Source organism: Pseudomonas anguilliseptica (assembly GCF_900105355.1).
GTDB classification, from domain to species: Bacteria; Pseudomonadota; Gammaproteobacteria; order Pseudomonadales; family Pseudomonadaceae; genus Aquipseudomonas; species Aquipseudomonas anguilliseptica.
In genome coordinates this window covers 4,325,491-4,349,695 of the sequence record NZ_FNSC01000001.1, presented here as the reverse complement: position 1 = coordinate 4,349,695, position 24,205 = coordinate 4,325,491, and the positions used below count along the sequence as shown (strand labels likewise).

Below are 24,205 nucleotides of genomic sequence, written 5' to 3'. Positions count from 1 at the left end.
GGCTTATGAGTATTTGTGACATGACTATTTAGGGAGCGAGTGCACGCATGTCCCGCAATCCTTTTATGCAGCAAATGCCTTATATCCAAGCCGCTGGCGGCCTGGTACCCATGGTTGTCGAACAGTCGGCTCGCGGTGAGCGCGCCTATGACATCTATTCGCGCCTGCTCAAGGAGCGAGTGATCTTTCTTGTAGGCCCTGTAGAAGACTACATGGCCAACCTGATCTGTGCGCAACTGCTGTTCCTTGAAGCGGAAAATCCGGACAAGGACATCCATCTTTACATCAACTCCCCAGGCGGTTCGGTGACGGCGGGTATGTCGATCTACGACACCATGCAGTTCATCAAGCCTAACGTGTCGACCACCTGTATTGGTCAGGCATGCAGCATGGGCGCATTCCTGCTGACCGCTGGCGCCGAGGGCAAGCGTTACTGCCTGCCGAACTCGCGCGTGATGATTCACCAACCTCTGGGTGGTTTCCAGGGCCAGGCGTCGGACATCGAAATCCACGCCAAGGAAATCCTGTTTATCCGCGAGCGTCTTAACACGCTGATGGCCAAGCACAGTGGGCACACCCTGGAAGAAATCGAGCGCGATACCAATCGTGATAACTTCATGAGCGCCGAAGCCGCTCGTGAGTACGGGTTGATCGACGCGGTGATTGAAAAGCGCCCCGCTTAATATAAGCAGCTCTAAATAGGGCGGGTCGGCGTGTCCGGCCTCCGGCGGGCTTGAAAAAGCCCGCATAAGCCTTCATCTTGTGTTGCAAGCCTATCGGATTTGGATCGAACGAATGACTGACACCCGCAACGGCGAGGACAACGGCAAGTTGCTTTATTGCTCCTTCTGCGGCAAAAGCCAGCATGAAGTGCGCAAATTAATTGCCGGCCCCTCGGTCTTCATCTGCGACGAGTGCGTAGACCTGTGCAACGACATCATCCGCGAGGGGGTGCAGGAAGCCCAGGCCGAGAGCAGTGCGCATAAATTGCCTGCCCCCAAGGAAATCAGCGGCATCCTTGATCAGTACGTGATTGGTCAGGAGCGCGCGAAGAAAATTTTGGCTGTAGCGGTTTATAACCACTACAAGCGTCTCAACCAGCGCGACAAGAAAGATGACATTGAGTTAGGCAAGAGCAACATTCTGCTCATTGGTCCAACTGGCTCGGGTAAAACCCTGTTGGCTGAAACGCTGGCTCGTTTGCTCAACGTACCTTTCACCATCGCTGACGCCACCACCCTTACCGAAGCCGGTTATGTGGGGGAGGACGTCGAGAACATCATTCAGAAGCTGTTGCAGAAGTGCGACTACGATGTAGAAAAAGCCCAGATGGGTATTGTCTATATCGATGAAATTGACAAGATTTCGCGCAAGTCCGACAACCCATCGATTACCCGAGATGTATCGGGTGAGGGCGTGCAGCAGGCGCTGCTCAAACTGATCGAAGGGACTGTGGCATCTGTGCCTCCGCAAGGTGGCCGTAAGCATCCCCAGCAGGAATTTCTGCAGGTTGATACGCGCAATATTCTGTTTATCTGTGGTGGTGCTTTTTCAGGGCTGGAGAAGGTTATTCAGGGTCGCTCGACCAAAGGCGGAATCGGTTTCAATGCCGAGGTTCGCAGCAAGGAAGAAGGCAAAAAAGTTGGCGAGTCACTGCGCGCTGTTGAGCCTGATGATCTGGTCAAATTTGGCTTGATCCCTGAGTTCGTTGGCCGTTTGCCGGTTATCGCAACACTGGATGAGCTCGATGAAGCGGCGTTGGTGCAAATTCTGACCGAGCCGAAAAACGCCTTGACCAAGCAATATGGCAAGCTGTTCGAGATGGAAGGCGTAGAGCTGGAATTCCGTCCTGATGCACTGAAGTCGGTTGCCCACAAGGCGCTTGAGCGTAAGACCGGTGCCCGCGGCCTGCGGTCGATTCTCGAAGGTGTCCTGCTCGATACCATGTACGAGATTCCCTCGCAGTCCGACGTCAGTAAGGTGGTTATCGATGAAAGTGTGATCGATGGCACCTCCAAGCCGTTGCTCATTTATGAGAACAACGAGCTGCCAGCCAAGGCTGCGCCTGACGCGTAACAGCGTTGTAACATGTTGAAAGCAAGGGGCCTGCGGGCCCCTTTGCTTTTGCTGCGCCAGCGCTTGTTTTTTGTTTGGGCTGCCCCCATCTTAGGGCTAAGGGTCATCCCATCTGTTTACGGCCGTATGGCCGCCGTAGAGCCGAAATCATGAAGACAACCATCGAATTGCCTCTCCTGCCGTTGCGCGATGTTGTGGTCTATCCGCACATGGTCATTCCGTTATTCGTCGGGCGTGAAAAATCCATTGAAGCCCTTGAGGCTGCGATGACGGGCGAGAAGCAGATTCTGCTCCTTGCGCAGAGAAATCCTGCTGACGACGACCCCGATGAGGCTGGTCTCTATCGCGTCGGTACCGTGGCCACTGTGTTGCAGTTGCTGAAACTGCCAGACGGCACCGTCAAGGTGCTGGTCGAAGGCGAGCAGCGCGGCGAAATCGAGCGTTTTATCGAGGTCGACGGTCATTGCCGGGCTGAAGTGCAACTGATTGACGAGGTTGATGCCGCCGAACGTGAGTCCGAGGTCTTCACCCGCAGCCTACTCAGCCAGTTTGAACAGTACGTGCAGCTCGGCAAAAAGGTGCCTGCCGAAGTATTGGCGTCACTCAATGGCATTGATGAGCCGAGCCGTTTGGTCGACACCATGGCTGCTCATATGGTGCTGAAGATCGAGCAGAAGCAGGAAATTCTGGAGATCACCGATCTGCAAGCGCGGGTTGAGCATGTCCTGGCGCTGCTCGATGCGGAAATCGATCTGCTGCAGGTCGAGAAGCGCATCCGTGGTCGGGTCAAGAAACAAATGGAGCGCAGTCAGCGCGAGTACTACCTGAATGAGCAGATGAAGGCCATTCAGAAAGAGCTTGGCGACAGTGAAGAGGGCCATAACGAACTCGATGAGCTGAAAAAGCGCATCGAAAATGCTGGCTTGACCGCTGAGGCGCATACCAAGGCCAATGCCGAGCTGAACAAGCTCAAGCAGATGTCGCCGATGTCGGCTGAAGCCACCGTGGTGCGCTCCTACATCGATTGGCTGGTCAATGTGCCGTGGAAGGCGCAGAGCAAGGTGCGCCTGGATCTGGCGCGTGCAGAAGCCATCCTGGATGCCGATCACTACGGTTTGGATGAGGTCAAGGAGCGAATCCTTGAATACCTCGCCGTGCAAAAACGTGTGAAGAAAATCAAAGGTCCGGTCCTCTGCCTGGTCGGTCCACCTGGCGTGGGTAAAACCTCGCTGGCTGAGTCGATTGCCAGTGCCACCAACCGCAAGTTCGTGCGCATGGCCCTTGGCGGCGTGCGTGATGAAGCAGAGATTCGTGGCCACCGCCGCACTTATATCGGCTCCATGCCGGGCCGTCTGATTCAGAAGATGACCAAGGTTGGCGTGCGTAATCCGCTATTCCTGCTCGATGAAATCGACAAGATGGGCCAGGACATGCGCGGTGATCCTGCCTCTGCGTTGCTCGAGGTGCTGGACCCAGAGCAGAACCACAACTTTAACGATCACTACCTGGAAGTCGACTACGATCTGTCCGATGTGATGTTCCTCTGCACCGCTAACTCGATGAACATTCCAGGTCCGTTGCTGGACCGTATGGAAGTGATTCGTCTACCGGGTTACACCGAAGCCGAGAAGATCAATATCGCAATCAAATACCTGGCGCCCAAGCAGGTTCGGGCCAACGGTCTGAAAAAGGTCGAGCTGGTTTTTGAGGACGCAGCGATTCGCGACATTATTCGCTACTACACACGCGAAGCTGGTGCGCGCGGACTGGAGCGACAGATCGCCAAGGTGTGCCGCAAGGTGGTAAAGGAACATTCCACCGAGAAGCGTTTCCAGGTCACTGTCACGGCTGATTCGCTCGAACATTTCCTCGGCGTGCGCAAGCATCGCTACGGTTTGGCCGAGCAGCAGGATCAAATCGGCCAGGTTACGGGCCTTGCCTGGACTCAGGTTGGTGGTGAGTTGCTGACCATTGAGGCGGTTGTGGTGCCTGGCAAAGGCCAGCTGATCAAAACCGGCTCGCTCGGCGATGTGATGCTGGAATCCATCACTGCTGCGCAGACAGTTGTGCGCAGTCGGGCTAAGAGCCTGGGCGTGCCTGTGGACTTCTATGAGAAGCAGGACATCCATATCCATATGCCGGAGGGGGCTACGCCCAAAGACGGCCCCAGCGCAGGCGTTGGTATGTGTACGGCGCTGGTTTCAGCCCTGACGCAGATCCCTGTGCGTGCGGACGTGGCAATGACCGGTGAAATCACCCTGCGTGGCCAGGTATTGGCCATCGGTGGTTTGAAAGAAAAACTGCTGGCTGCTCACCGTGGTGGAATCAAGGCGGTGATCATTCCGGAAGAGAATGTGCGCGATTTGAAAGAGATTCCGGAGAATATTAAGCAAGACCTGCAGATTAAACCGGTTAAATGGATTGACGAGGTCCTGCAAATTGCGCTGCAATACGCCCCGGAGCCCTTGCCTGATGCGGCTCCCATGGTTGCAAAGGATGAAAAGCGCGAGACTGATTCCAAGGAGCGAATTAGCACGCATTAGCCGGAGGGGTTTCTTGACACATTTTTAGAGCCCTTGTTATAAAGCGGCTCTTATCGTGTCAGCAGGCTCTCCGCACCAGCTTCGCTTACATTTAAAAGCAAGAAATAAACTCAATAGAAATTAAGGGGACTTAAGAGTGAACAAGTCGGAACTGATCGATGCCATCGCTGCATCTGCTGATATCCCAAAAGCTGTTGCCGGCCGTGCGCTGGACGCAGTAATTGAATCCGTTACTGGCGCTCTGAAGGCTGGTGACTCCGTAGTACTGGTTGGCTTCGGCACTTTCGCTGTTAAAGAGCGTGCTGCTCGCACTGGCCGTAACCCACAAACTGGTAACCCGATCAGCATCGCTGCTGCCAAGATTCCAGGCTTCAAAGCCGGTAAAGCTCTGAAAGACGCTGTCAACTAAGCCTCTTTCGGTTTTGCCCAGCAGATCAGTTGAATTGCTGGTCTGATGCGGGGCGGGATGTTCAGTCAGTCATAACTTGCTGAATACGACGAATCAGCTGCTTGAGTTCGATCCGCTTCGCCAGTTACGAGAAGGCGCATCAACTGATGCGCCTTTCTTCTATCCGGATTTTACCCACACTGCGCGACTGCTTTATTTTTACAGTCGTTCTGGGGGACGCATGCTGCAAAACATCAGGGACAATTCACAGGGTTGGATTGCCAAAACCATCATCGGCATCATTGTCGCGCTGCTTGCGCTGACGGGTGTGGATGCCATTTTTACCAGCACCAGTAATAGCCAGAATGCCGCTGATGTGAATGGCGAGAAGATCACTTCCGCCGAGCTCAGCCAGGCTGTCGAGATGCAGCGTCGTCAGTTGCTGCAACAGTTGGGGCGCGATTTTGATGCCTCCTTGCTGGATGAGAAGCTGCTGCGTGAAGCCGCCCTGAATGGTCTGGTTGAGCGTACCTTGCTGCTCGATAGCGCCAAAGACGCCAAGTTCGCTTTTTCGCAACAAGCGCTTGATCAGCTGATCCTGAAAACACCTGAATTTCTTGTCGATGGCCAGTTCAATGCTGAGCGTTTCGATCAAGTTATCCGTCAGCTGGGTTACAGCCGCTTGCAGTTCCGTCAGATGCTTGAGCAGGAAATGCTCATCGGTCAGCTGCGCGCCGGCCTGGCAAACAGCGGTTTTGTCACCGATGCCCAAGTGCAAGCCTTTGCCGCACTGGAAAAGCAAACTCGCGACTTCGCTACCTTGACCCTCAAAGCTGATCTGGATGCCGTCACACTCAGTGACGATGACATCAAGGCCTACTATGAGGCTCAGGCCAGCGAGTTCATGAGCCCTGAGCAGGTTGTGTTGGAATACGTTGAGCTGAAAAAAGACGCCTTCTTCGATCAGGTTGAAGTTACCGATGAGGCGCTGCAAAGCGCTTATCAGAGTGAAATCGCCAACCTCGCCGAACAGCGCCGTGCTGCGCATATTCTGGTCGAGGTCAACGATAAGCTGAATGACGAACAAGCCCAGGCCAAGCTGGTTGCGGTGCAAAAACGTCTTGAGCAGGGCGAAGATTTCGCCGCGCTGGCCAAAGAAGTTTCCGATGATTCGGGTTCGGCAGGTGAGGGCGGTGATCTGGGCTTTGCCGGCCCAGGTGTGTATGACCCTGCCTTTGAAGAAGCGCTGTATGCGCTGGACGAAAATGCTGTGTCGGCTCCCGTACGCAGCGAGTTCGGCTGGCACCTGATCAAGCTCCTGGGCGTTCAGGCGCCGGAAGTACCGAGCTTGGCCAGCCTGGAAGAGAAACTGAAGCGCGACCTTAAGGCGCGTCAGGTTGAGCAGCGCTTTGTCGAAGTCTCCAAAGACCTCGAAGACGCTGCGTTTGAAGCGTCTGATCTGGCCCAGCCTGCTCAGGAGTTGGGTCTTGAGGTCAAGACCACTGAAGCCTTCGGTCGTCAGGGTGGCACTGAAGGTCTCACGGCTAATCGTCAGGTGATTCAAGCGGCATTCAGCGATGAAGTGCTTGAAGACGGCAGCAACAGCAGTGTGATCGAACTCGACCCCAACACTGTTGTGGTGGTGCGCGTTAAAGAGCACAACAAACCTGAGCAGCTGCCGCTTGAGCAGGTTGCCGATAGCATCCGTGCCCAGCTGACCAAGGTTCGTGCAAGCGAAGCCGTGAAAGCCAAGGGTGAAGAGCAGCTGGCTGCTCTGCGCGACGGCCAGACGCCGGTTACTCAGGCCGATGCCAAGCAGGGCTGGAATATTGTCGAAGCAGCGACGCGCAGCCAGGAAGGCGTTGAGCCGGTAGTGCTGCAGGCGTTGTTCCGCATGCCCAAGCCTGAGGCTGTCGACAAGCCGACTTTCGCCGGTATGAGTCTGAGCAACGGTGATTTCATGATCATCCGTCTCAATGGCGTGAGCCAGCCGGAGCAAGCGCTGTCGGATGAGGATAAGGCCATGTACAGCCGCTTCCTCGCCTCGCGCGTCGGGCAGCAGGACTTTGCTGCGTTCCGCAAGCAGCTGGAAGAGACAGCGGATATCGAGCGCTTCTGATCGATATTGCTGAATGTAAAAAGGTCGCTTATTCAAGCGGCCTTTTTTATGCCTGCCATCCGTGGCAGCACCTGTGGCGCAGGAAGAACTTATCCCCCTGCGCGGACAATCTTACTCTTCCATGGCGCCCATGGCGGTGGTGTTGAAGCCGCCGTCGACGTACATGATCTCGCCGCTGACGCCCGAGGCCAGATCGGAGCAGAGGAAGGCGCCGGCGTTACCGACTTCTTCGATGGTCACGTTGCGACGCAGTGGGGTCTGCTTCTCATTGGCAGCGAGCATCTTGCGGAAGCTCTTGATCCCGGATGCCGCCAGGGTGCGGATCGGGCCAGCGGAGATGGCATTGACGCGAGTGCCTTCTGGGCCGAGGCTGCCGGCCAGGTAGCGTACACCGGCTTCCAGGCTGGCTTTGGCCATACCCATGACGTTGTAGTTGGGCATGGTGCGTTCGGCGCCCAGGTAGGACAGAGTCAGCAGGCTGCCGTTGCGGCCTTTCATCATCTCGCGGCCGGCTTTGGCCAGGGCGACGAAGCTGTAGGCGCTGATATCGTGAGCGATGCGGAAGCCTTCACGGGTGGTGACGTCGGTGAAGTCGCCATCCAGTTGATCACCAGGGGCGAAACCAACAGAGTGAACGATGCAATCCAGGCCATCCCACTTCTTGCTCAGGGCTTCGAATACCGAGGCGATTTCCTCATCGTTGGCCACATCGCAAGGGAAGCACAGATCAGCGTTCGAGCCCCAATCAGCGGCAAAACCTTCGACGCGACCCTTGAGTTTTTCGTTCTGGTAGGTGAAAGCCAGTTCGGCGCCTTCACGGTGCATGGCTGCCGCGATGCCAGAGGCGATGGACAGTTTGCTGGCGACGCCAACGATCAGTACGCGCTTGCCGCTTAGAAAACCCATTTGTGTTGTTCCTCTTCCTGTCTACAAGGATTGGCAGGCAGTTGAAGAACTACCTGCGTGGCCATCACTGTATTTGCCTTGCGTTGGCTACCTCGCCAACGCTTTTCAATAGCCGGTTAATCAGCTGGGGCCATAAAGGCTGCTTCCAGCAACTGCTGTGTATAGATGTCCTGTGGCGCGGCAAAGACACGTGCTGCCGGACCTTGTTCGACCACTTTGCCCTGTTTGACCACCATCACCTGATGGCTCAAGGCCCTGACTACCGCCAGGTCGTGGCTGATAAACAGGTAGGTCAGGTTGTATTTGGCCTGCAGCGAACGTAGCAGCTCGACTACCTGGCGCTGTACGGTGCGGTCGAGGGCCGAGGTCGGCTCATCCAGAAGGATCAACGCAGGTTTCAGCACCAGAGCGCGGGCGATGGCGATGCGTTGGCGCTGGCCACCGGAAAACTCGTGGGGATAGCGGTGACGGGTTTCCGGGTCCAGCCCAACCTCCACCAAGGCGTCGATAATCGCCTGTTCCTGCTCGGCTTCGCTGCCCATGCGGTGGATCTGCAAGCCCTCGCCGACAATCTGGCCAACGCACATACGCGGGCTGAGGCTGCCGAAGGGGTCCTGAAACACCACCTGCATCTGCCGGCGCAGCGGGCGCACGTCGTGTTGCGAGAGCTGGTCGATGGCTTGGCCCTGGAAACGGATACCTCCCTGGCTGCCAAGCAGGCGCAGGATTGCCAGACCCAGGGTGGACTTTCCCGAACCACTTTCGCCAACGATGCCCAGAGTATGTCCCTGCGGCAGGCTGAAGTTGATGCCGTCCACGGCTTTGACATGGTCGACGGTGCGGCGCAGCAAGCCCTTCTTGATCGGGAACCAGACGCGCAGGTTGTCGATTTCCAGCATGGTGTTACCAGGCGGCTGATCGACCGCCCCCCCGTGGGTTCGGCGCCCAGCAGTTCGCGGGTGTAAGGGTGCTGCGGGTCTTTAAACAGTGTTTCGCAGGCCGCCTGTTCGACGATATGCCCGCGTTGCATCACGCAGACGCGATGGGCAATGCGCCGCACCAGGTTGAGATCGTGGCTAATCAGCAGAATCGCCATGCCCAGGCGCGCCTGCAGGTCCTTGAGCAGCTCAAGGATTTTCAGCTGTACGGTGACGTCCAGGGCGGTGGTGGGCTCGTCGGCGATCAGCAGTTCAGGCTCGTTGGCCAGGGCCATGGCAATCACCACGCGCTGGCGTTGCCCGCCCGACAGCTCGTGTGGGTAGGCCTTGAGGCGCTTATGCGGCTCGGGAATGCCGACCAGCTCAAGTAGTTCCAGAGTGCGTGCGGTAGCCGCCTTGCCGCGCAGGCCTTTATGCAGGGCCAGTACCTCGTTGATCTGCTTTTCAATGCTGTGCAGCGGATTCAGCGAGGTCATGGGCTCCTGAAAGACCATGGCGATGCGGTTGCCGCGAATGCCGCGCAGTTTGTTCTCGCTCAGCTTGAGCAGGTCTTGCCCTGCGTAGTGAATGCTGCCGCTGGGGTGTTGGGCCAGCGGGTAGGGCAGCAGACGCAGGATGGAATGCGCGGTGACCGATTTGCCCGAGCCGCTTTCGCCCACCAGAGCCAGGGTCTCACCGCGCTTGATATCGAAGCTGACGCCTTCCAGTACACGCTGTTTCAGGCTGCCGGTGACGAATTCGACCGCCAGGTCGCGGACTTCGATGAGGCTGTTGGAGTCGGTCATGTTATTTCCTCGGATCGAAGGCATCGCGTGCCGCTTCGCCGATAAACACCAGCAAGCTGAGCATCAGGGCGAGTACGGCAAAGGCGCTGATACCGAGCCAGGGCGCCTGCAGGTTGGATTTGCCCTGGGCCACCAGTTCGCCGAGTGACGGCGCGCCAGGCGGCAGGCCGAAACCGAGGAAATCCAGCGCGGTGAGGGTGCCGATCGCGCCGGTGAGGATAAACGGCATAAAGGTCATGGTAGAAATCATCGCGTTGGGCAGGATATGGCGGAACATGATCGAGCCGTTCTGCATGCCCAGCGCACGGGCTGCGCGCACGTATTCCAGGTTGCGCCCGCGCAGGAACTCGGCACGCACCACATCCACCAGGCTCATCCAGGAAAACAGCAGCATGATGCCCAGCAGCCACCAGAAGTTCGGTTGCACGAAGCTGGCGAGGATGATCAACAGGTACAGCACCGGCAGGCCCGACCAGATCTCCAGAAAGCGTTGCCCAGCCAGGTCGACCCAACCACCATAGAAGCCCTGCAGGGCGCCGGCAAACACGCCGATCACCGAGCTGGCCAGGGTCAGAATCAGGGCAAACAGCACGGAAATGCGAAAACCGTAGATCACTCGCGCCAATACATCGCGGCCTTGGTCATCTGTTCCCAGCAGGTTTTCCGCCGAGGGCGGCGCAGGGGCCGGCACCTGCAGGTCGTAGTTGATGCTGGAGTAGCTGTAGCGGATTGGCGGCCAGATCATCCAACCGTCCTTTTCCTTGATCAGCTCCTGGATATACGGGCTTTTATAGTTGGCCTGCAGCGGAAACTCACCACCGAAGGTGGTTTCCGGGTAGCGCTTGAATACCGGGAAATACAGCTCGTTGTCGTAGCCCACCACCAGCGGTTTGTCGTTGGCGATCAGTTCGGCGCCGAGGGTGACGAAAAACAGTGCGAGGAACACCCACAGCGACCACCAGCCGCGTTTGTGCGCCTTGAACAGCTGGAAGCGGCGTTGATTGATTGGCGACAGTTTCATCTCAACCCTCCCGGCTTTCAAAGTCGATACGCGGATCGACCAGGGTGTAGGTAATGTCGCCGATCAATTTCACCACCAGGCCCAGCAACGTGAAGATAAACAGGGTGCCGAACACCACCGGGTAATCGCGGTTGATGGCGGCCTCGAAACTCATCAGGCCAAGGCCGTCGAGGGAGAAGATCACCTCGATCAGCAAGGAGCCGGTAAAGAAAATGCCGATAAAGGCCGCCGGAAAGCCGGCGATGATGATCAGCATGGCGTTACGGAACACATGGCCATAGAGCACGCGGTTGTTGCTCAAGCCCTTGGCGCGGGCAGTGACCACGTATTGTTTGTTGATCTCATCGAGAAAGCTGTTCTTGGTCAGCAGTGTCAGGGTGGCGAAGTTGCCGATCACCAGGGCGGTGACGGGCAGCGCCAGGTGCCAGAAGTAGTCGAGCAGCTTGCCGGTAAAGCTCAGCTCGTCGAAATTGTTCGAAGTCAGCCCGCGCAGCGGGAACCAGTCCCAGTAGCTGCCGCCGGCAAACAGCACGATCAGCAGAATGGCGAAGAGGAAGGCGGGGATGGCATAACCGACGATGATCGCCGAGCTGGTCCACACGTCGAAAGCACTGCCATGGCGGGTGGCCTTGGCGATGCCCAGCGGGATCGACACCAGATACATGATCAGCGTGCTCCACAGCCCCAGGGAGATCGACACCGGCATCTTCTCGATGATCAGGTCGATAACCTCGGCATCGCGAAAGAAGCTCGAGCCGAAGTCCAGCTGCGCGTAGCTCCTGAGCATTAGCCAGAAGCGTTCCGGTGCGGATTTATCGAAGCCGTACATGCGTTCGATTTCCGCCACCAGCTCCGGGTCCAGCCCCTGGGCGCCACGGTAGTTGGAACCCGCCACCGAGACTTCGGCGCCGCCGCCGGCAATCCGGCTGGTGGCACCGTCAAAACCTTCCAGTTTGGCGATCATCTGCTCGACCGGGCCACCGGGGGCGGCCTGGATGATGATGAAGTTGATCAGCAGAATGCCGAACAACGTGGGAATGATCAGCAGCAGCCGACGAACGATATACGCCAGCATGTTATTGCTCCACGTCGGCAGTGTTCTGTGTGGCAGCTCCGTCGGCCGCCGCTTCAGGAGATTTCGCCCGAGCCCACCAGGTGTGTAGGCCTATGTCGTATTGCGGACTGACTTTGGGGTGCTCGAAGCGGTTCCAGTAGGCCACGCGCCAGGTCTTGATATGCCAGTTGGGCACCACGTAATGGCCCCACAGCAGTATGCGGTCGAGGGCGCGCGTATGGGTGATCAGGCTCTGGCGCGAGTCGGCATTGATCAGGCCCTCGACTAGGCTGTCCACGGCCGGGTCTTTCAGGCCGATAAAGTTGCGACTGCCGGGATTGTCGGCGCTGCTGGAGTGCCAGTATTCGCGCTGCTCGTTGCCAGGGGAGTTGGATTGACCAAAGCCTCCGACGATCAGGTCGAAGTCGCGTGAACGTAGACGGTTGATGTACTGAGATACGTCGACGCGGCGGATTACCAGTTCAATACCCAGGTCGGCCAGATTGCGTTTGAACGGCAGCAGAATGCGCTCGAATTCGGTTTGCGCCAGCAGGAATTCGATGCTCACCGGCTTGCCCGTGCTGTCGAGCATCCTGTCGCCATCCACACGCCAGCCGGCCTCCTGCAGCAGTTGGTAAGCGCGGCGCTGCTGCTCACGAATGATGCCGCTGCCATCGGTGACCGAAGGCTGATATTCGTCGGTAAATACCTGAGGCGGAATCTGTGCACGCAGTGGCTCCAGCAGCTTCAACTCATCCGCGGAAGGTAGGCCGACGGAGGCCAGCTCGGAGTTGTCGAAGTAGCTGCGCGTGCGCGTGTAGGCGCCGTTGAACAACTGCCGATTGGCCCATTCAAAATCAAACAGCAAGCCTAATGCTTCACGCACGCGGCGATCGGCAAACAGCGGGCGGCGGGTGTTGAAGATAAAGCCCTGCATACCCGTGGGGTTGTGGTTGGCGATCTCTTCCTTGATCAGCTGGCCGTTGGCAACTGCGGGGGTGTTGTAGGCGGTGGCCCAGTTCTTTGCGCTGATTTCTAGCCAGTAGTCGAATTGCCCAGCCTTGAGCGCTTCCAGGGCGACTGTATTGTCGCGGTAGTAGTCGATTTGCAGGGTGTCGAAGTTGTAGAAGCCGCGATTGACCGGCAGGTCTTTCCCCCACCACTCCTTGACTCGCTCATAGCGGATCGAGCGGCCTGCCTGCACGTCTGCCACCTTGTACGGCCCGCTGCCCAGTGGCACGTCGAGGTTGCCTTTGCTGAAGTCACGCTCGGCCCACCAGTGTTTTGGCAGCACTGGTAGCTGGCCGACGATTAATGGCAGCTCACGGTTACCGGCATGCTTGAAGACAAAACGCACGCGTCGGGGGCTTTCGACCTCGACCTTTTCGACATCGGCGTAGTAGCCACGGTACATCGGAGCGCCTTTGCTCATCAGGGTGTCGAAGCTGAATTTGACGTCTTCGGCGGTCACCGGCTGACCGTCGTGGAAGCGTGCCTCGGGGCGCAGGTAGAAGCGTACCCAGGCGTTGTCCGGGGCTTTCTCAATCTTTTCCGCGAGCAGACCGTATTCGGTAAAGGGTTCATCCAGGCCGTGGCGAGTCAAAGTGTCGTAGATCATGCCGATGTCGTCGGCCGGCACGCCCTTGTTGATAAAGGGGTTGAGGCTATCGAAGCCGCCAAAACCGGCCTGACGCAGGGTGCCGCCTTTGGGCGCATCCGGGTTGACGTAGTCGAAGTGCTTGAAGTCAGGCGGGTACTTGGGCTGTTCGTCATACAGGGTTTGTGCGTGCTTGGGGCTGGCCAGGGCCAGGCTGGCAACGCCAAGCAGGGCAATGCTGCTGGCGTGGATAAACAGGGCGCGCAATGCATGGGTCATTCAGCGTTCTCCATGGATTTCAGCCACCAGGTACGCAGGCCCAGGGTGTAGGGCGGCGTGGTGACGAAGGCAAATCGGTTGCGGTAAGCCAGGCGGTGGTAATCGATATACCAGTTCGGAATGCTGTAGTGCTGCCACAACAGTACTCGGTCAAGGGCGCGGGTGGCGGCGACTTGCTCGTCGCGGCTCTGTGCCGACAGCAGCTTTTCAATCAGTGCGTCGACCGCCGGGTGGGTGACCCCGGCGTAGTTCCTGCCACCTTTGATCTTGGCCTGGGAGGAATGGAAATACAGCGACTGTTCCAGGCCGGGGCTGAGGGTTTGCGGCAGGGTGAGCAGAATCATGTCGAAGTCGTACTGGTCGAGGCGCTGCTTGTATTGGGCGCGGTCGACGGTGCGCAGGTTGGCCTGGATGCCAATGCTGGCAAGGTTCTCGGTAAAGGGTTGGAGAATGCGTTCAAGGTTCGGGTTGACCAGCAATATTTCAAAGCGCAGCGGCTGCCCCTCACTGTTGAGCAGGCGTTGGCCGGAGGGCTTCCAGCCGGCTTCGGCCAATAGACCGAGGGCGCGGCGCAAGGTTTCCCGCGGGATGCCGCGGCCGTCGGTCTGCGGCATGCTGAACGGCTCACTGAACAGGCGTGCTTGCAACTGCTTGCGGTAGGGCGAAAGCAACAGCCATTCGGCACCTTCCGGTTTGCCTCGCGCTGAAAACTCGCTGTTGGGGTAGTAGCTTTTAGCGCGAGTGTAGGAGCTGTTGAACAGTGCGCGGTTGGCCCACTCGAAGTCGAACATAAGGCCCAGGGCTTCGCGTACCTGGCGGTCAGCAAACACCTCGCGGCGGGTGTTCATAAACAGCGCCTGGGTCTGGGTCGGGATCTGGTGCGGGATCTCGGCGCGGATCACTTCGCCACTGCTCAATGCCGGGAAGCGATAGCCGTTGGCCCAGTTCTTCGCCTGCTGTTCGATATAAATGTCGAACTCGCCGGCCTTGAACGCCTTGAACGCCACATGGCTGTCGCGGTAGAACTCCACGTCGACCCGATCGAAATTGTATTTGCCGCGGTTGACCGGCAGTTTCGCGCCCCACCAGTCCTTGACCCGCTCAAAGCGCAGGCTGCGCCCAGGGCTGACCTGGGTAATGCGGTAGGGCCCGCTGCCCAGTGGTGGCTCATAGGTGGTGGCCTTGAAGTCGCGTCCTTTCCAGTAGTGCTGCGGCAGTACCGGTAATTCACCCAGGCGCAGGATCAGCAGAGAGTTGCCGGCACGCTTGAGAACAAAACGGATGCTGTGGCGATTGAGGATATCGACCCGTTTTACTTCCTGCAGGTTGGTGCGGTACTGCGGGTGACCGTCCTTGAGCAGCAGGCGGTAGGAGAAGGCCACGTCATAGGCGGTGATCGGCTTACCGTCGTGAAAGCGCGCCTCGGGACGCAGGTTGAACACCACCCAGCTGCGATCATCGCTGTACTCAACCGACGCGGCGATCAGGCCGTAGCTGGAGGCGGGCTCGTCACCGGAAGGGTCATAGGCGCCGGTGCCGACCATCAACGGCGCATTCAGCTCGTTGACTCCGTATTGCAAGAAATTGGCGGTGCTGATCGGGCTGCTGCCCTTGAGGGTGTAGGGGTTGAGCGTGTCGAACGTGCCGTTGGCCATCATCCGCAGCGTGCCACCTTTGGGGGCTTCCGGGTTGACCCAGGCAAAATGGGTGAAGCTCGCGGGATACTTCAACTCGCCAAACTGGGCGTAACCGTGGCTTTTATACAGAGTGGCCCAGGCAGATGAACTGATGGCCATGCAGAGAAGTAACGAGAGGAGGGGACGTATCAAGTGAAATATCCGATCAGTGGCGTCTTGTGGGCTGCTGGTCAGGCACATTAACAGCTTGTATGGGCTGGAAAAAGGGTAGGCTCGACAGCAGCCGATAGCGGCACTTTGACTACACTGAAATCACTAGAATATGAGGGTGTCACTTTGGTAACAGCTTGCCATGGTTTGCAGTCATGGATTGATCGCTTCAACCAAGCCGAATTACCCGCTCTGGCCGCAGTGGTGCAGGATCTGCATCGTTTGACCCTGGGTGACAAATCGTCTGTGCAGCAACTGGCAGACGTTCTGCTACGCGACGCGGCCTTGACCACCAAGGTGCTGCGTATCGGCAATAGTGTGTATTACAACCCGTCCCAAGAGCCTATCCGCACCATTTCTCGAGCCATCGTGCTGATCGGTTTCGATAATGTGCGGCAGATCGGTCTGTCGGTCAGTCTGATCGATGGCCTGCTGGCGCGCAGCTCACGCGATCAGCTTGCCGAACTATTGGCACGCTCGTTTCATGCCGCCGTGCAGGCGCGCAATATCGCCGGCTATGTGCTGACGAAAAATGATGAGGAAGTGTTTATCGCCGCCTTGCTGCATAACGTCGGTGAGCTCGCGTTCTGGGGTTGTGCCGGGGATGCGGCGGATGATCTGGCCAGTGCTCTGGCTCAGCCGGGTGTCGATGAAGATGAGGTGGTGATGCAGCTGCTGGGCACCAGTTTCCGCCAGCTGAGTTTGGCGCTGGTGAAAAGCTGGAGCCTGGGCGACACCGTCAGCCTCGCGCATCAGTCAACCAGCCAGAATGATCCGGCCGTCAAGGCTGTGGCCCTGGGGGCAAAGATCAGTCAGGCGGCGCTGGATGGCTGGGATACTCCAGTAATGGAGGCGCTGATAGGGCAGTTGGCCAGTTTTATCGGGGTGACCCCGCAGGAAGCCATGCAGCAAGTGCTGGCCAGCGCCGAGGAAACCGTGAAGATGGCAGCGACCTTCGGCGCCAGCCAGCTGTGCAAGCTGATCCCCAATACCGACCCGGAACAGATTCGTTTACAGCAGGAACAGCGCAAGGCGCGTCTGTTGCAGCCCAATCTGCTGGTTTTGCAGCAGGCCTTGCAGGACCTCGGTCTGATGGTTTCGCGTCGTGGCGATCTCGGCCTGGTGCTCGACACCTTGTTCAAGGGCCTGCATCAGGGCGCGGGGTTGGAGCGCATCATGTTGGTGGTGCTGGCGGACGGGCAGAGCTGTTTCCGCGCCAAACGGGTGATTGGCGAAGGCACTGAGGGCTGGAACCATGACTTCGTTCTGCCCGTGTCGCAGAAAGAGCAACCGCATATTTTCAGTTATGCACTGCGTAATAAAGAAGCGCTCTGGATGGGCGTGCCGGCCAGTTACAACCTTAATGAACTGGTCACTCAGCCCATTCGTCACCGCCTGGGGCAGGGCATGCTCTTTATCGCGCCACTATTGGCCGGTACTCGGGAGATCGGCCTTCTGTATGCCGACAGTCGGGTATCGGGGCGGGCGTTGAAACATGAACAGTTTGTTGCCTTTCAGCGTTTTACCCAGTTGACCGGGCGCTGTCTGGAAGCGATGAGCAAGAAGGCCTGATCAGTTGACGCTGTACAAAGTCAGGGTCTGCCCTGGCTTGAGCGCCTTGCCGGCTTTGGGGTTCCAGTTCTGCAGGCTCTTCATCGGCACCTTGACGCGCTTGGCGATCAAGTACAGCGAGTCACCCTGGCGCACCTTGTAATAGGTCGCGCTCTGCCGTGGCGCACTGCCGCTGCTGCCGCTCGCACCGCTGCTGGGGCTGCCGGCTTGCAAGGTGAGCACCTGACCGACCCGCAAGCTGTTGCCGGACAGCTTGTTCCAGCGCTGCACATCCTTGACCGCAACCTTGTGGTTCTTGGCTATCAGCCAGAGGTTGTCGCCGCTTTTTACCCGATAGCTCAGGCTCGGTGCGCTGTGTGCAACGCTGCGCTGGAATACCGGTTCGCGTGCCGCTACACCGGGCTGTGCGGGAATGCTCAACACCTGGCCAATACGCAGGTTATTGCTTGTCAGCTTGTTGATGTCCTTCAGGGTGTTCACGGTCAGCTGATGACGGTTGGCGATGCTGTGCAGGCTGTCGCCTGAGCGCACCCGGTACTGCTGCCAGTCCACCAATTCCTGAGGTTTCATTAATGACAGGTTGGCGGTCAGCAGCTCGGCCTTGTCGGTTGGTACCAGCAGGTGCTTTGGGCCGTCGAGGGTTATGCCTTTCTTGAATGCGGGGTTGAGCAGGTACAGCTCGTCTTCATCCAGGTCGGCCATGGCGGCGACGCGCGCGAGATCCATGCGCTGGGTGAACACAATCTTCTCGAAATACGGTTCGTTGGCAATCGGAGCGAGGCTGACGCCATAGGCTTGCGGCGTCATCACCACTTGCGAGAGGGCCAGCAGCTTGGGCACGTAATTCTGGGTTTCAACCGGCAGCGAGAGGTTCCAGTAGTCGGTCGGCAGGCCGAGCTTCTGGTTGCGCTCAATCGCTCGGCTGACGCGGCCTTCGCCCGCGTTGTATGCCGCCAGGGCCAACAGCCAGTCGCCGTTGAACATTTCCTTGAGACGAGTCAGGTAGCTGATCGCCGCATCGGTTGAGGCCATCACATCGCGGCGGCCGTCATACCAGTTGGTTTGGCGCAGGTTGAAGTTGCGGCCGGTAGAGGGGATGAACTGCCACAGCCCAACTGCATTGGCATGGGAGTAAGCCAGCGGGTTGTACGAGCTTTCGATCATTGGCAGCAGTGCCAGCTCCATCGGCATGTTGCGCTGCTCCAGGCGCTCAACGATGAAGTGGATATAAGGGCTGCTGCGCTCGCCGGCTTTTTCGATAAACGTAGGGTTGCTGACGAACCACAGACGTTGTTGCTCGATACGCGGGTTGAGGGTGATGGTGTCCTGCAGCTGGTAGCCGTTGCGCACCCGTTCCCAGATGTCCTTGGGTTCTTCGGGTGCTGGTGCCACGCCGCTGCTGAGCCATTCCGGTTCTTGCTCGAGACCGACCGCGTGATCGGTATCGCGGTCACTGTCTGGGCGGTATCGGTTGCTGGTCTGGCAACCGGCCAGGGTTATGCACATGATCACCACAAGCGTCTGAGCGCTTTGTGTCAATGCCTTTAAATTCAAGGTCTTGCGTGGTGATAAAGGCATTGGCGGCGATGTACTTCCCGGCGAAAAGGTCGGGCGATTCTAGGAAGTAGCATGGCGTTGGTCAAGTTTTAACCAGTCTTTTGTGTGGTTGTCGAGGTTTAGAAATGGTCCTTCCAGGCACGTAAGGCAGCGAAAACCTGCACTGGTGAGCGGCTTGCAGCCCCTTCACGCTCGCTAATACGGGCGCCGACCGACGGTTGTGCGCTGCGTAAAAAAGGATTGGTGGCACGCTCCAGGCCAATTGATGACGGCAGGCTGATTTGTCCGGCTTCGCGCCATTGGCTGACCTGTGCTAGACGTTGCTGGATTTGCGGATTATCGGACTCAACAGCCGCGGCAAAGCGCAAGTTGCTCAGGGTGTATTCATGGGTACAGAACACCTGAGTCTGTTCGGGGAGGGCAGCCAGGCGGCTGAGCGAGTGGTGCATCTGTTCGGGGCTGCCTTCGAACAGGCGACCACAGCCACCAGCAAACAACGTGTCGCCGCAGAATAGCCAGTGCTGCTCGGGCTGGATATAGGCGATATGCCCGAGCGTGTGACCCGGTACTTCATATATGTCGAATCGCTGGCCCAGCACTTCAGCCTGGTCGCCGTCGCGCAACGCCAGGTCGCGCCCTGGGATCTTTTCATTGGCCGGACCCAATACCCGAGCACCGGTTGCCGTCTTCAGTCGTTCAATACCACCGACGTGATCGAAATGATGGTGGGTGATCAGAATGTCGCTCAACTGCCAGCCGGGGTTGGCCGACAGCCAGGCCTCGACCGGCGCGGCGTCACCGGGGTCAACAACCGCGCAGCGACGCTGCTTCAGGTCTTGCAGCAGCCATATATAGTTGTCGGAGAATGCAGGCAAGGCGTCGATTTTTATCATCAGTTGGTCGCTAAGCAGGGCACAAAGGTGCATCTTAGGGTGCAATGGCGGTGCTGGCTACGCAGGTATTTCTTATGTCCGATCACGCTTTTGCCCACGCAGACAGTGAATGGCTCGACCTGATCGCCGCAGCGCGCAACTGGCTGAGCGGCCCGCTCGGGCGGTTGCTGTTGGAGCAGGAGCGGCAATTGCTCGAAGAAGAGCTGGCGCGCTTCTTTGGTGGCTACCTGGTGCATTACGGCCCAGCCGCCGACACGCCGCCGGACGCTCAGCAGATTCAGCGCAGCGTGCGCCTGGGCGCGCCGTTCAAGGGCGTGGAGATCGTTTGTGAGGAGCAATCCTGGCCGCTCACCGAACATGCCGCCGATGTGGTGGTGTTGCAGCACGGCTTGGATTTCAGTCTGTCGCCCCACGGTTTGCTCCGTGAGGCGGCGCGCAGCGTGCGGCCGGGAGGGCATCTGCTGATCGTCGGGATCAACCCGATGAGTAGCTGGGGCGTGCGCCGCCTATTTACCCGCGACGCACTGCGTCAGGCCCGTTGCATTGCGCCCAATCGGGTCAGTGACTGGCTGCACCTGCTGGGCTTCGCGCTGGAGAAACGCCGCTTCGGGTGCTATCGTCCGCCGCTTTCTGCGCCGGCCTGGCAGGCGCGGCTGGCTGGGCTGGAGCGACTGGGCGTGGCCTGGCAGCCTCCCGGCGGCGGTTTTTACGTGCTGGTGGCCCGCAAGCTGGTCGTGGGGCTGCGGCCATTGCGCCAGCCCAATCGGCAACCGGTGGGCAAGCTGCTGCCGATGCCGGTGGCCAAAGTCAGTCGCCGCGAAACACCTCAGAAATAGCATCGGCCGGAATAATTGAGCGAGGATTGCAGATACATGAGTGAACAGGTCGAGATCTATACCGACGGCGCCTGCAAGGGCAATCCTGGCATTGGTGGCTGGGGCGCGTTGTTGGTTTGCAAAGGTGTGGAGAAGGAGCTGTGGGGCGGTGAGCCCAACACCACCAATAACCGCATGGAGCTGATGGCGGCGATTTGTGCCTTGATTGCGCTGACTCGGCCCTGTTCGGTGCGCCTGATTACCGACTCGCAGTATGTGATGAAGGGTATCCAGGAGTGGATGCCGAATTGGAAGAAGCGCGGCTGGAAAACCGCCGCCAAAGAACCAGTGAAGAACGCCGATCTATGGCAGGCGCTGGACGAACAGGTCAATCGCCACCAGGTGACGTGGCAATGGGTGCGTGGTCATACCGGCCATCCGGGTAATGAGCGTGCCGACCAATTGGCCAATCGCGGTGTGGATGAAGTAAGAGGGTTGAAGCATGCGTAGTGTGGTGCTCGATACAGAAACCACGGGTATGCCGGTGGCTGATGGCCACCGGATTATCGAAATCGGTTGTGTCGAACTGATCGGCCGGCGCCTGACCGGGCGGCATTTTCACGTTTATCTGCAGCCTGATCGCGAGATTGACGAAGGCGCGATTGCGGTGCACGGCATCACCAACGACTTTGTCAAAGACAAGCCGCGCTTCAAGGAAGTCGCCGATGAGTTCTTCGAATTCATCAAGGGCGCGCAGCTGATCATCCACAACGCGGCGTTCGACGTTGGCTTTATCAACAACGAGTTCGCCCTGATCAAGCAGGACGACCGCGCCGATATCAGCGAGCACTGCTCAATCCTCGATACCCTGATGATGGCCCGCGAGCGCCACCCAGGGCAGCGCAATAACCTCGATGCCCTGTGCAAACGCTATGGCGTCGACAACTCTGGCCGTGATCTGCACGGCGCCTTGCTCGACGCCGAGATTCTTGCCGACGTCTACCTGACCATGACCGGCGGGCAGACCAATCTGTCCCTGGCTGGCGATGGCTCGGAAGGCGACGGTAATGGCCGTCAGCAGCCCAGTGCGATCCGCCGCCTACCTGCCGAGCGAGCGCGTACACGGGTGATCCAGACCAGTGCTGCTGAGCTTGCCGAGCATGCCGCGCGTCTGGCGATTATCGAGAAATCCGCCGGCGCGCCGCCGCTCTGGGTGCAGATGGAACAGCCCAAAGCTGAGGTTTGATAGCGTCGCGAGTTATCCACTCGCGACCTTTTCGTACAGCGTCACGCAGAGGGGGTTCCGCCTGGCGGAGCCAGCCTCTACCCTGAGACGATAGGCAGGCTCAGTCTGTCACTCTCAGGGACGCCACAATGTATAAAGACCTAAAGTTCCCCGTCCTGATCGTGCACCGTGACATCAAGGCCGATACCGTGGCCGGTGACCGGGTACGCGCCATCGCCCAAGAACTGGAGCAGGACGGCTTCAGCATTCTTTCCACCGCCAGCTCCGCCGAGGGGCGCATTGTGGCCTCCACGCACCACGGCTTGGCCTGCATTCTGGTCGCCGCCGAAGGTGCGGGTGAAAACAAAAACCTGCTGCAGGACATGGTCGAGCTGATCCGCATCGCTCGCCGTCGTGCGCCACAGTTGCCGATTTTCGCCCTGGGTGAGCAGGTGACCATCGAGAACGCGCCGGCCGAAGCCATGGTCGATCTCAACCAGTTGCGCGGCATTCTCTATCTGTTCGAAGACACCGTGCCCTTTCTGGCCCGTCAGGTGGCCCGCGCTGCGCGCAATTACCTGGATTGCCTGCTGCCGCCGTTCTTCAAGGCCCTGGTGCAGCACACTGCACAATCCAACTATTCCTGGCACACGCCCGGCCATGGCGGCGGTGTGGCCTATCGCAAAAGCCCAGTGGGGCAGGCGTTTCACCAGATCTTTGGCGAGAACACCTTACGTTCGGATCTTTCGGTATCGGTGCCCGAACTGGGCTCGCTGCTCGATCACACCGGCCCCTTGGCCGAGGCTGAGGCACGCGCGGCGCGCAATTTCGGCGCGGATCACACCTATTTTGTGATCAACGGCACCTCAACGGCGAACAAGATTGTCTGGCATTCCATGGTTGGCCGCGATGACCTGGTGCTGGTGGATCGCAACTGCCACAAGTCGATCCTGCATTCGATCATCATGACTGGCGCGATCCCGCTCTACTTGTGTCCGGAACGCAACGAGCTAGGGGTTATCGGGCCGATTCCGCTGAGCGAATTCAGCCGTGAATCGATTCAGGCCAAGATCGATGCCAGCCCGCTGGCCCGCGGTCGCGTGCCGAGCAGCAGCGGGGCGATGGTCAGGCTGGTGGTGGTGACCAATTCGACCTATGACGGGCTCTGTTGCAACGCCGAACTGATCAAGCAGACCCTGGGCAACAGCGTCGAGGTGCTGCATTTCGACGAGGCCTGGTACGCCTATGCGGCATTTCATGAGTTTTACAGCGGGCGTTACGGCATGGGCACCGCGCGCACTGAAGATACACCGCTGGTGTTTACCACTCACTCCACCCACAAGCTGCTGGCCGCGTTCAGCCAGGCCTCAATGATCCACGTTCAGGACGGTGGTAAGCGTCAGCTGGATCGGGATCGCTTCAATGAAGCTTTCATGATGCACATCTCGACTTCACCGCAGTACGGCATCATCGCTTCGCTGGATGTGGCCTCGGCGATGATGGAAGGTCCGGCCGGGCGCTCACTGATTCAGGAAACCTTCGATGAGGCGCTGAGCTTCCGCCGTGCCCTGGCCAATCTGCGGCAGAACCTCAGTAGCGATGACTGGTGGTTCAGCATCTGGCAGCCGGCCAAGGCCGAAGGCGCCGATGATGTAGTCACCCAGAACTGGCTGCTGCAACCGCAAGCCGACTGGCACGGCTTTGGCGATGTAGCCGAGGATTACGTGCTGCTCGACCCGATCAAGGTGACCTTGGTGACGCCGGGGTTGACTGCCGACGGTAAGCTGGACGCGCGCGGTATTCCGGCTGCGGTTGTCAGCAAGTTTCTTTGGGAGCGCGGCCTGGTGGTGGAAAAGACCGGGCTGTATTCCTTCCTGGTGCTGTTCTCCATGGGCATTACCAAGGGCAAGTGGAGCACGCTGCTGACCGAACTTCTGGAGTTCAAACGCAGCTATGACGCCAACCTGCCATTAAGTGATGTGTTGCCATCGATTGCCCAGGCCGGTAAGACTTTTTATCAGGGCATGGGCTTGCGCGACCTGTGCGATGCTCTGCATGCCTGTTACCGTGAAAATGCTACGGCCAAGGCGCTTAAACGCATGTACACGGTGCTGCCGGAAGTGGCGATCAAGCCGGCTGATGCCTACAACCAGTTGGTGCGTGGTGAAGTCGAGGCGGTACCGATTGAGCAGTTGGAAGGCCGAATTGCTGCGGTGATGCTGGTGCCCTATCCTCCAGGTATTCCACTGATCATGCCGGGTGAGCGTTTCACCGCGCAGACCCGCTCGATCATCGATTACCTGGCATTTGCCCGCACCTTTGATCGCAGCTTCCCTGGTTTCGATGCCGATGTGCATGGCCTGCAACGTGAGGAAGGCGTCTACACCGTGGATTGCATCAAGGTCTGACAGCTCTGGATTGCAGCTTTGCTTGGCGGCGTCGGCGTTATTCGTTGGCTGCCGCCAGTCTTCCTCAGTAGATCAAGCGCTTATCGCCGATAAGTAAAAAATGAGCTTAACTTTGATGACGTGTTCTGCGTCACAGTGGCTAGCATCGACATTTGTCGGTTGGTTGTTATAGTTGCTCGATT

Annotated in this window: 17 protein-coding genes and 1 pseudogene; 10 read left to right on the top strand and 8 right to left on the bottom strand. The window is 58.5% G+C overall.

Features of this window, described 5'->3' with window-relative positions:
• Window positions 1-47: 47 nt before the first annotated feature.
• From clpP to BLW24_RS21270, 5 genes are all read left to right on the top strand, one after another.
• Entirely contained in the window at window positions 48-683 is a 636-nt protein-coding gene (gene clpP, locus BLW24_RS21290) for an ATP-dependent Clp endopeptidase proteolytic subunit ClpP (protein WP_090386713.1), read from the top strand.
• A 112-nt stretch (window positions 684-795) separates the two neighbouring features.
• A complete protein-coding gene (gene clpX / locus BLW24_RS21285) occupies window positions 796-2,076 on the top strand; it encodes an ATP-dependent Clp protease ATP-binding subunit ClpX (RefSeq protein ID WP_090386711.1) in 1,281 nt (426 codons plus the stop codon).
• A 149-nt stretch (window positions 2,077-2,225) separates the two neighbouring features.
• Complete coding sequence (gene lon / locus BLW24_RS21280) at window positions 2,226-4,619, top strand: endopeptidase La (protein WP_090386709.1); 2,394 nt, start codon at window positions 2,226-2,228, stop codon at window positions 4,617-4,619.
• A 136-nt stretch (window positions 4,620-4,755) separates the two neighbouring features.
• Complete coding sequence (hupB, locus tag BLW24_RS21275; RefSeq protein ID WP_010490206.1) at window positions 4,756-5,028, top strand: nucleoid-associated protein HU-beta; 273 nt, start codon at window positions 4,756-4,758, stop codon at window positions 5,026-5,028.
• 220 nt (window positions 5,029-5,248) lie between these two features.
• Window positions 5,249-7,126 (top strand): SurA N-terminal domain-containing protein, encoded by a 1,878-nt coding sequence (locus BLW24_RS21270; RefSeq protein WP_090386707.1) that lies wholly within the window; start codon window positions 5,249-5,251, stop codon window positions 7,124-7,126.
• 111 nt (window positions 7,127-7,237) lie between these two features.
• Here BLW24_RS21270 and fabI read toward each other — a convergent pair whose 3' ends face one another.
• The 6 genes and pseudogenes from fabI to BLW24_RS21240 form a co-directional block, all read right to left on the bottom strand.
• On the bottom strand, window positions 7,238-8,032 hold the full coding sequence (gene fabI / locus BLW24_RS21265) for an enoyl-ACP reductase FabI (RefSeq protein ID WP_090255858.1): 795 nt from the start codon (window positions 8,030-8,032) through the stop codon (window positions 7,238-7,240).
• Between the two features lie 116 nt (window positions 8,033-8,148).
• Window positions 8,149-9,755 (bottom strand): annotated as a pseudogene (locus tag BLW24_RS21260) (ABC transporter ATP-binding protein).
• A 1-nt stretch (window position 9,756) separates the two neighbouring features.
• On the bottom strand, window positions 9,757-10,776 hold the full coding sequence (locus BLW24_RS21255) for an ABC transporter permease (RefSeq protein ID WP_090255856.1): 1,020 nt from the start codon (window positions 10,774-10,776) through the stop codon (window positions 9,757-9,759).
• Between the two features lies 1 nt (window position 10,777).
• Entirely contained in the window at window positions 10,778-11,851 is a 1,074-nt protein-coding gene (locus BLW24_RS21250) for a microcin C ABC transporter permease YejB (protein WP_090386705.1), read from the bottom strand.
• 1 nt (window position 11,852) lies between these two features.
• The gene (locus BLW24_RS21245; RefSeq protein WP_090386702.1) at window positions 11,853-13,706 is read right to left on the bottom strand and encodes an extracellular solute-binding protein; all 1,854 of its coding nucleotides are present in this window, start codon (window positions 13,704-13,706) and stop codon (window positions 11,853-11,855) included.
• Window positions 13,703-15,532 carry an extracellular solute-binding protein gene (locus BLW24_RS21240; protein ID WP_090387825.1) on the bottom strand — a complete coding sequence of 610 codons (1,830 nt, stop codon included), beginning with the start codon at window positions 15,530-15,532 and terminating at the stop codon, window positions 13,703-13,705. Before BLW24_RS21240 ends, BLW24_RS21245 begins: the two co-directional genes overlap by 4 nt.
• A gap of 168 nt (window positions 15,533-15,700) precedes the next feature.
• Between BLW24_RS21240 and BLW24_RS21235 the strand changes: the two genes are divergently transcribed.
• Window positions 15,701-17,125, top strand: coding sequence for an HDOD domain-containing protein (locus BLW24_RS21235; protein WP_090386700.1), 1,425 nt, complete (start codon window positions 15,701-15,703; stop codon window positions 17,123-17,125).
• Here BLW24_RS21235 and BLW24_RS21230 read toward each other — a convergent pair whose 3' ends face one another.
• A complete protein-coding gene (locus tag BLW24_RS21230; protein WP_090386698.1) occupies window positions 17,126-18,703 on the bottom strand; it encodes a lytic transglycosylase domain-containing protein in 1,578 nt (525 codons plus the stop codon). It abuts the gene before it with no gap.
• 98 nt (window positions 18,704-18,801) lie between these two features.
• Window positions 18,802-19,575 carry a hydroxyacylglutathione hydrolase gene (gene gloB / locus BLW24_RS21225; RefSeq protein ID WP_090387824.1) on the bottom strand — a complete coding sequence of 258 codons (774 nt, stop codon included), beginning with the start codon at window positions 19,573-19,575 and terminating at the stop codon, window positions 18,802-18,804.
• 74 nt (window positions 19,576-19,649) lie between these two features.
• Between gloB and BLW24_RS21220 the strand changes: the two genes are divergently transcribed.
• From BLW24_RS21220 to BLW24_RS21205, 4 genes are all read left to right on the top strand, one after another.
• Window positions 19,650-20,411, top strand: a complete 762-nt coding sequence (locus BLW24_RS21220) for a class I SAM-dependent methyltransferase (RefSeq protein WP_090387823.1) — start codon at window positions 19,650-19,652, stop codon at window positions 20,409-20,411.
• Between the two features lie 36 nt (window positions 20,412-20,447).
• A complete protein-coding gene (gene rnhA, locus BLW24_RS21215; protein WP_090386696.1) occupies window positions 20,448-20,900 on the top strand; it encodes a ribonuclease HI in 453 nt (150 codons plus the stop codon).
• Window positions 20,893-21,636, top strand: coding sequence for a DNA polymerase III subunit epsilon (dnaQ, locus tag BLW24_RS21210; RefSeq protein ID WP_090386693.1), 744 nt, complete (start codon window positions 20,893-20,895; stop codon window positions 21,634-21,636). The genes rnhA and dnaQ overlap by 8 nt, the downstream gene beginning before the upstream one ends.
• A 128-nt stretch (window positions 21,637-21,764) precedes the next feature.
• The gene (locus tag BLW24_RS21205) at window positions 21,765-24,023 is read left to right on the top strand and encodes an Orn/Lys/Arg family decarboxylase (protein ID WP_090386691.1); all 2,259 of its coding nucleotides are present in this window, start codon (window positions 21,765-21,767) and stop codon (window positions 24,021-24,023) included.
• The last annotated feature ends 182 nt before the right edge of the window (window positions 24,024-24,205 follow it).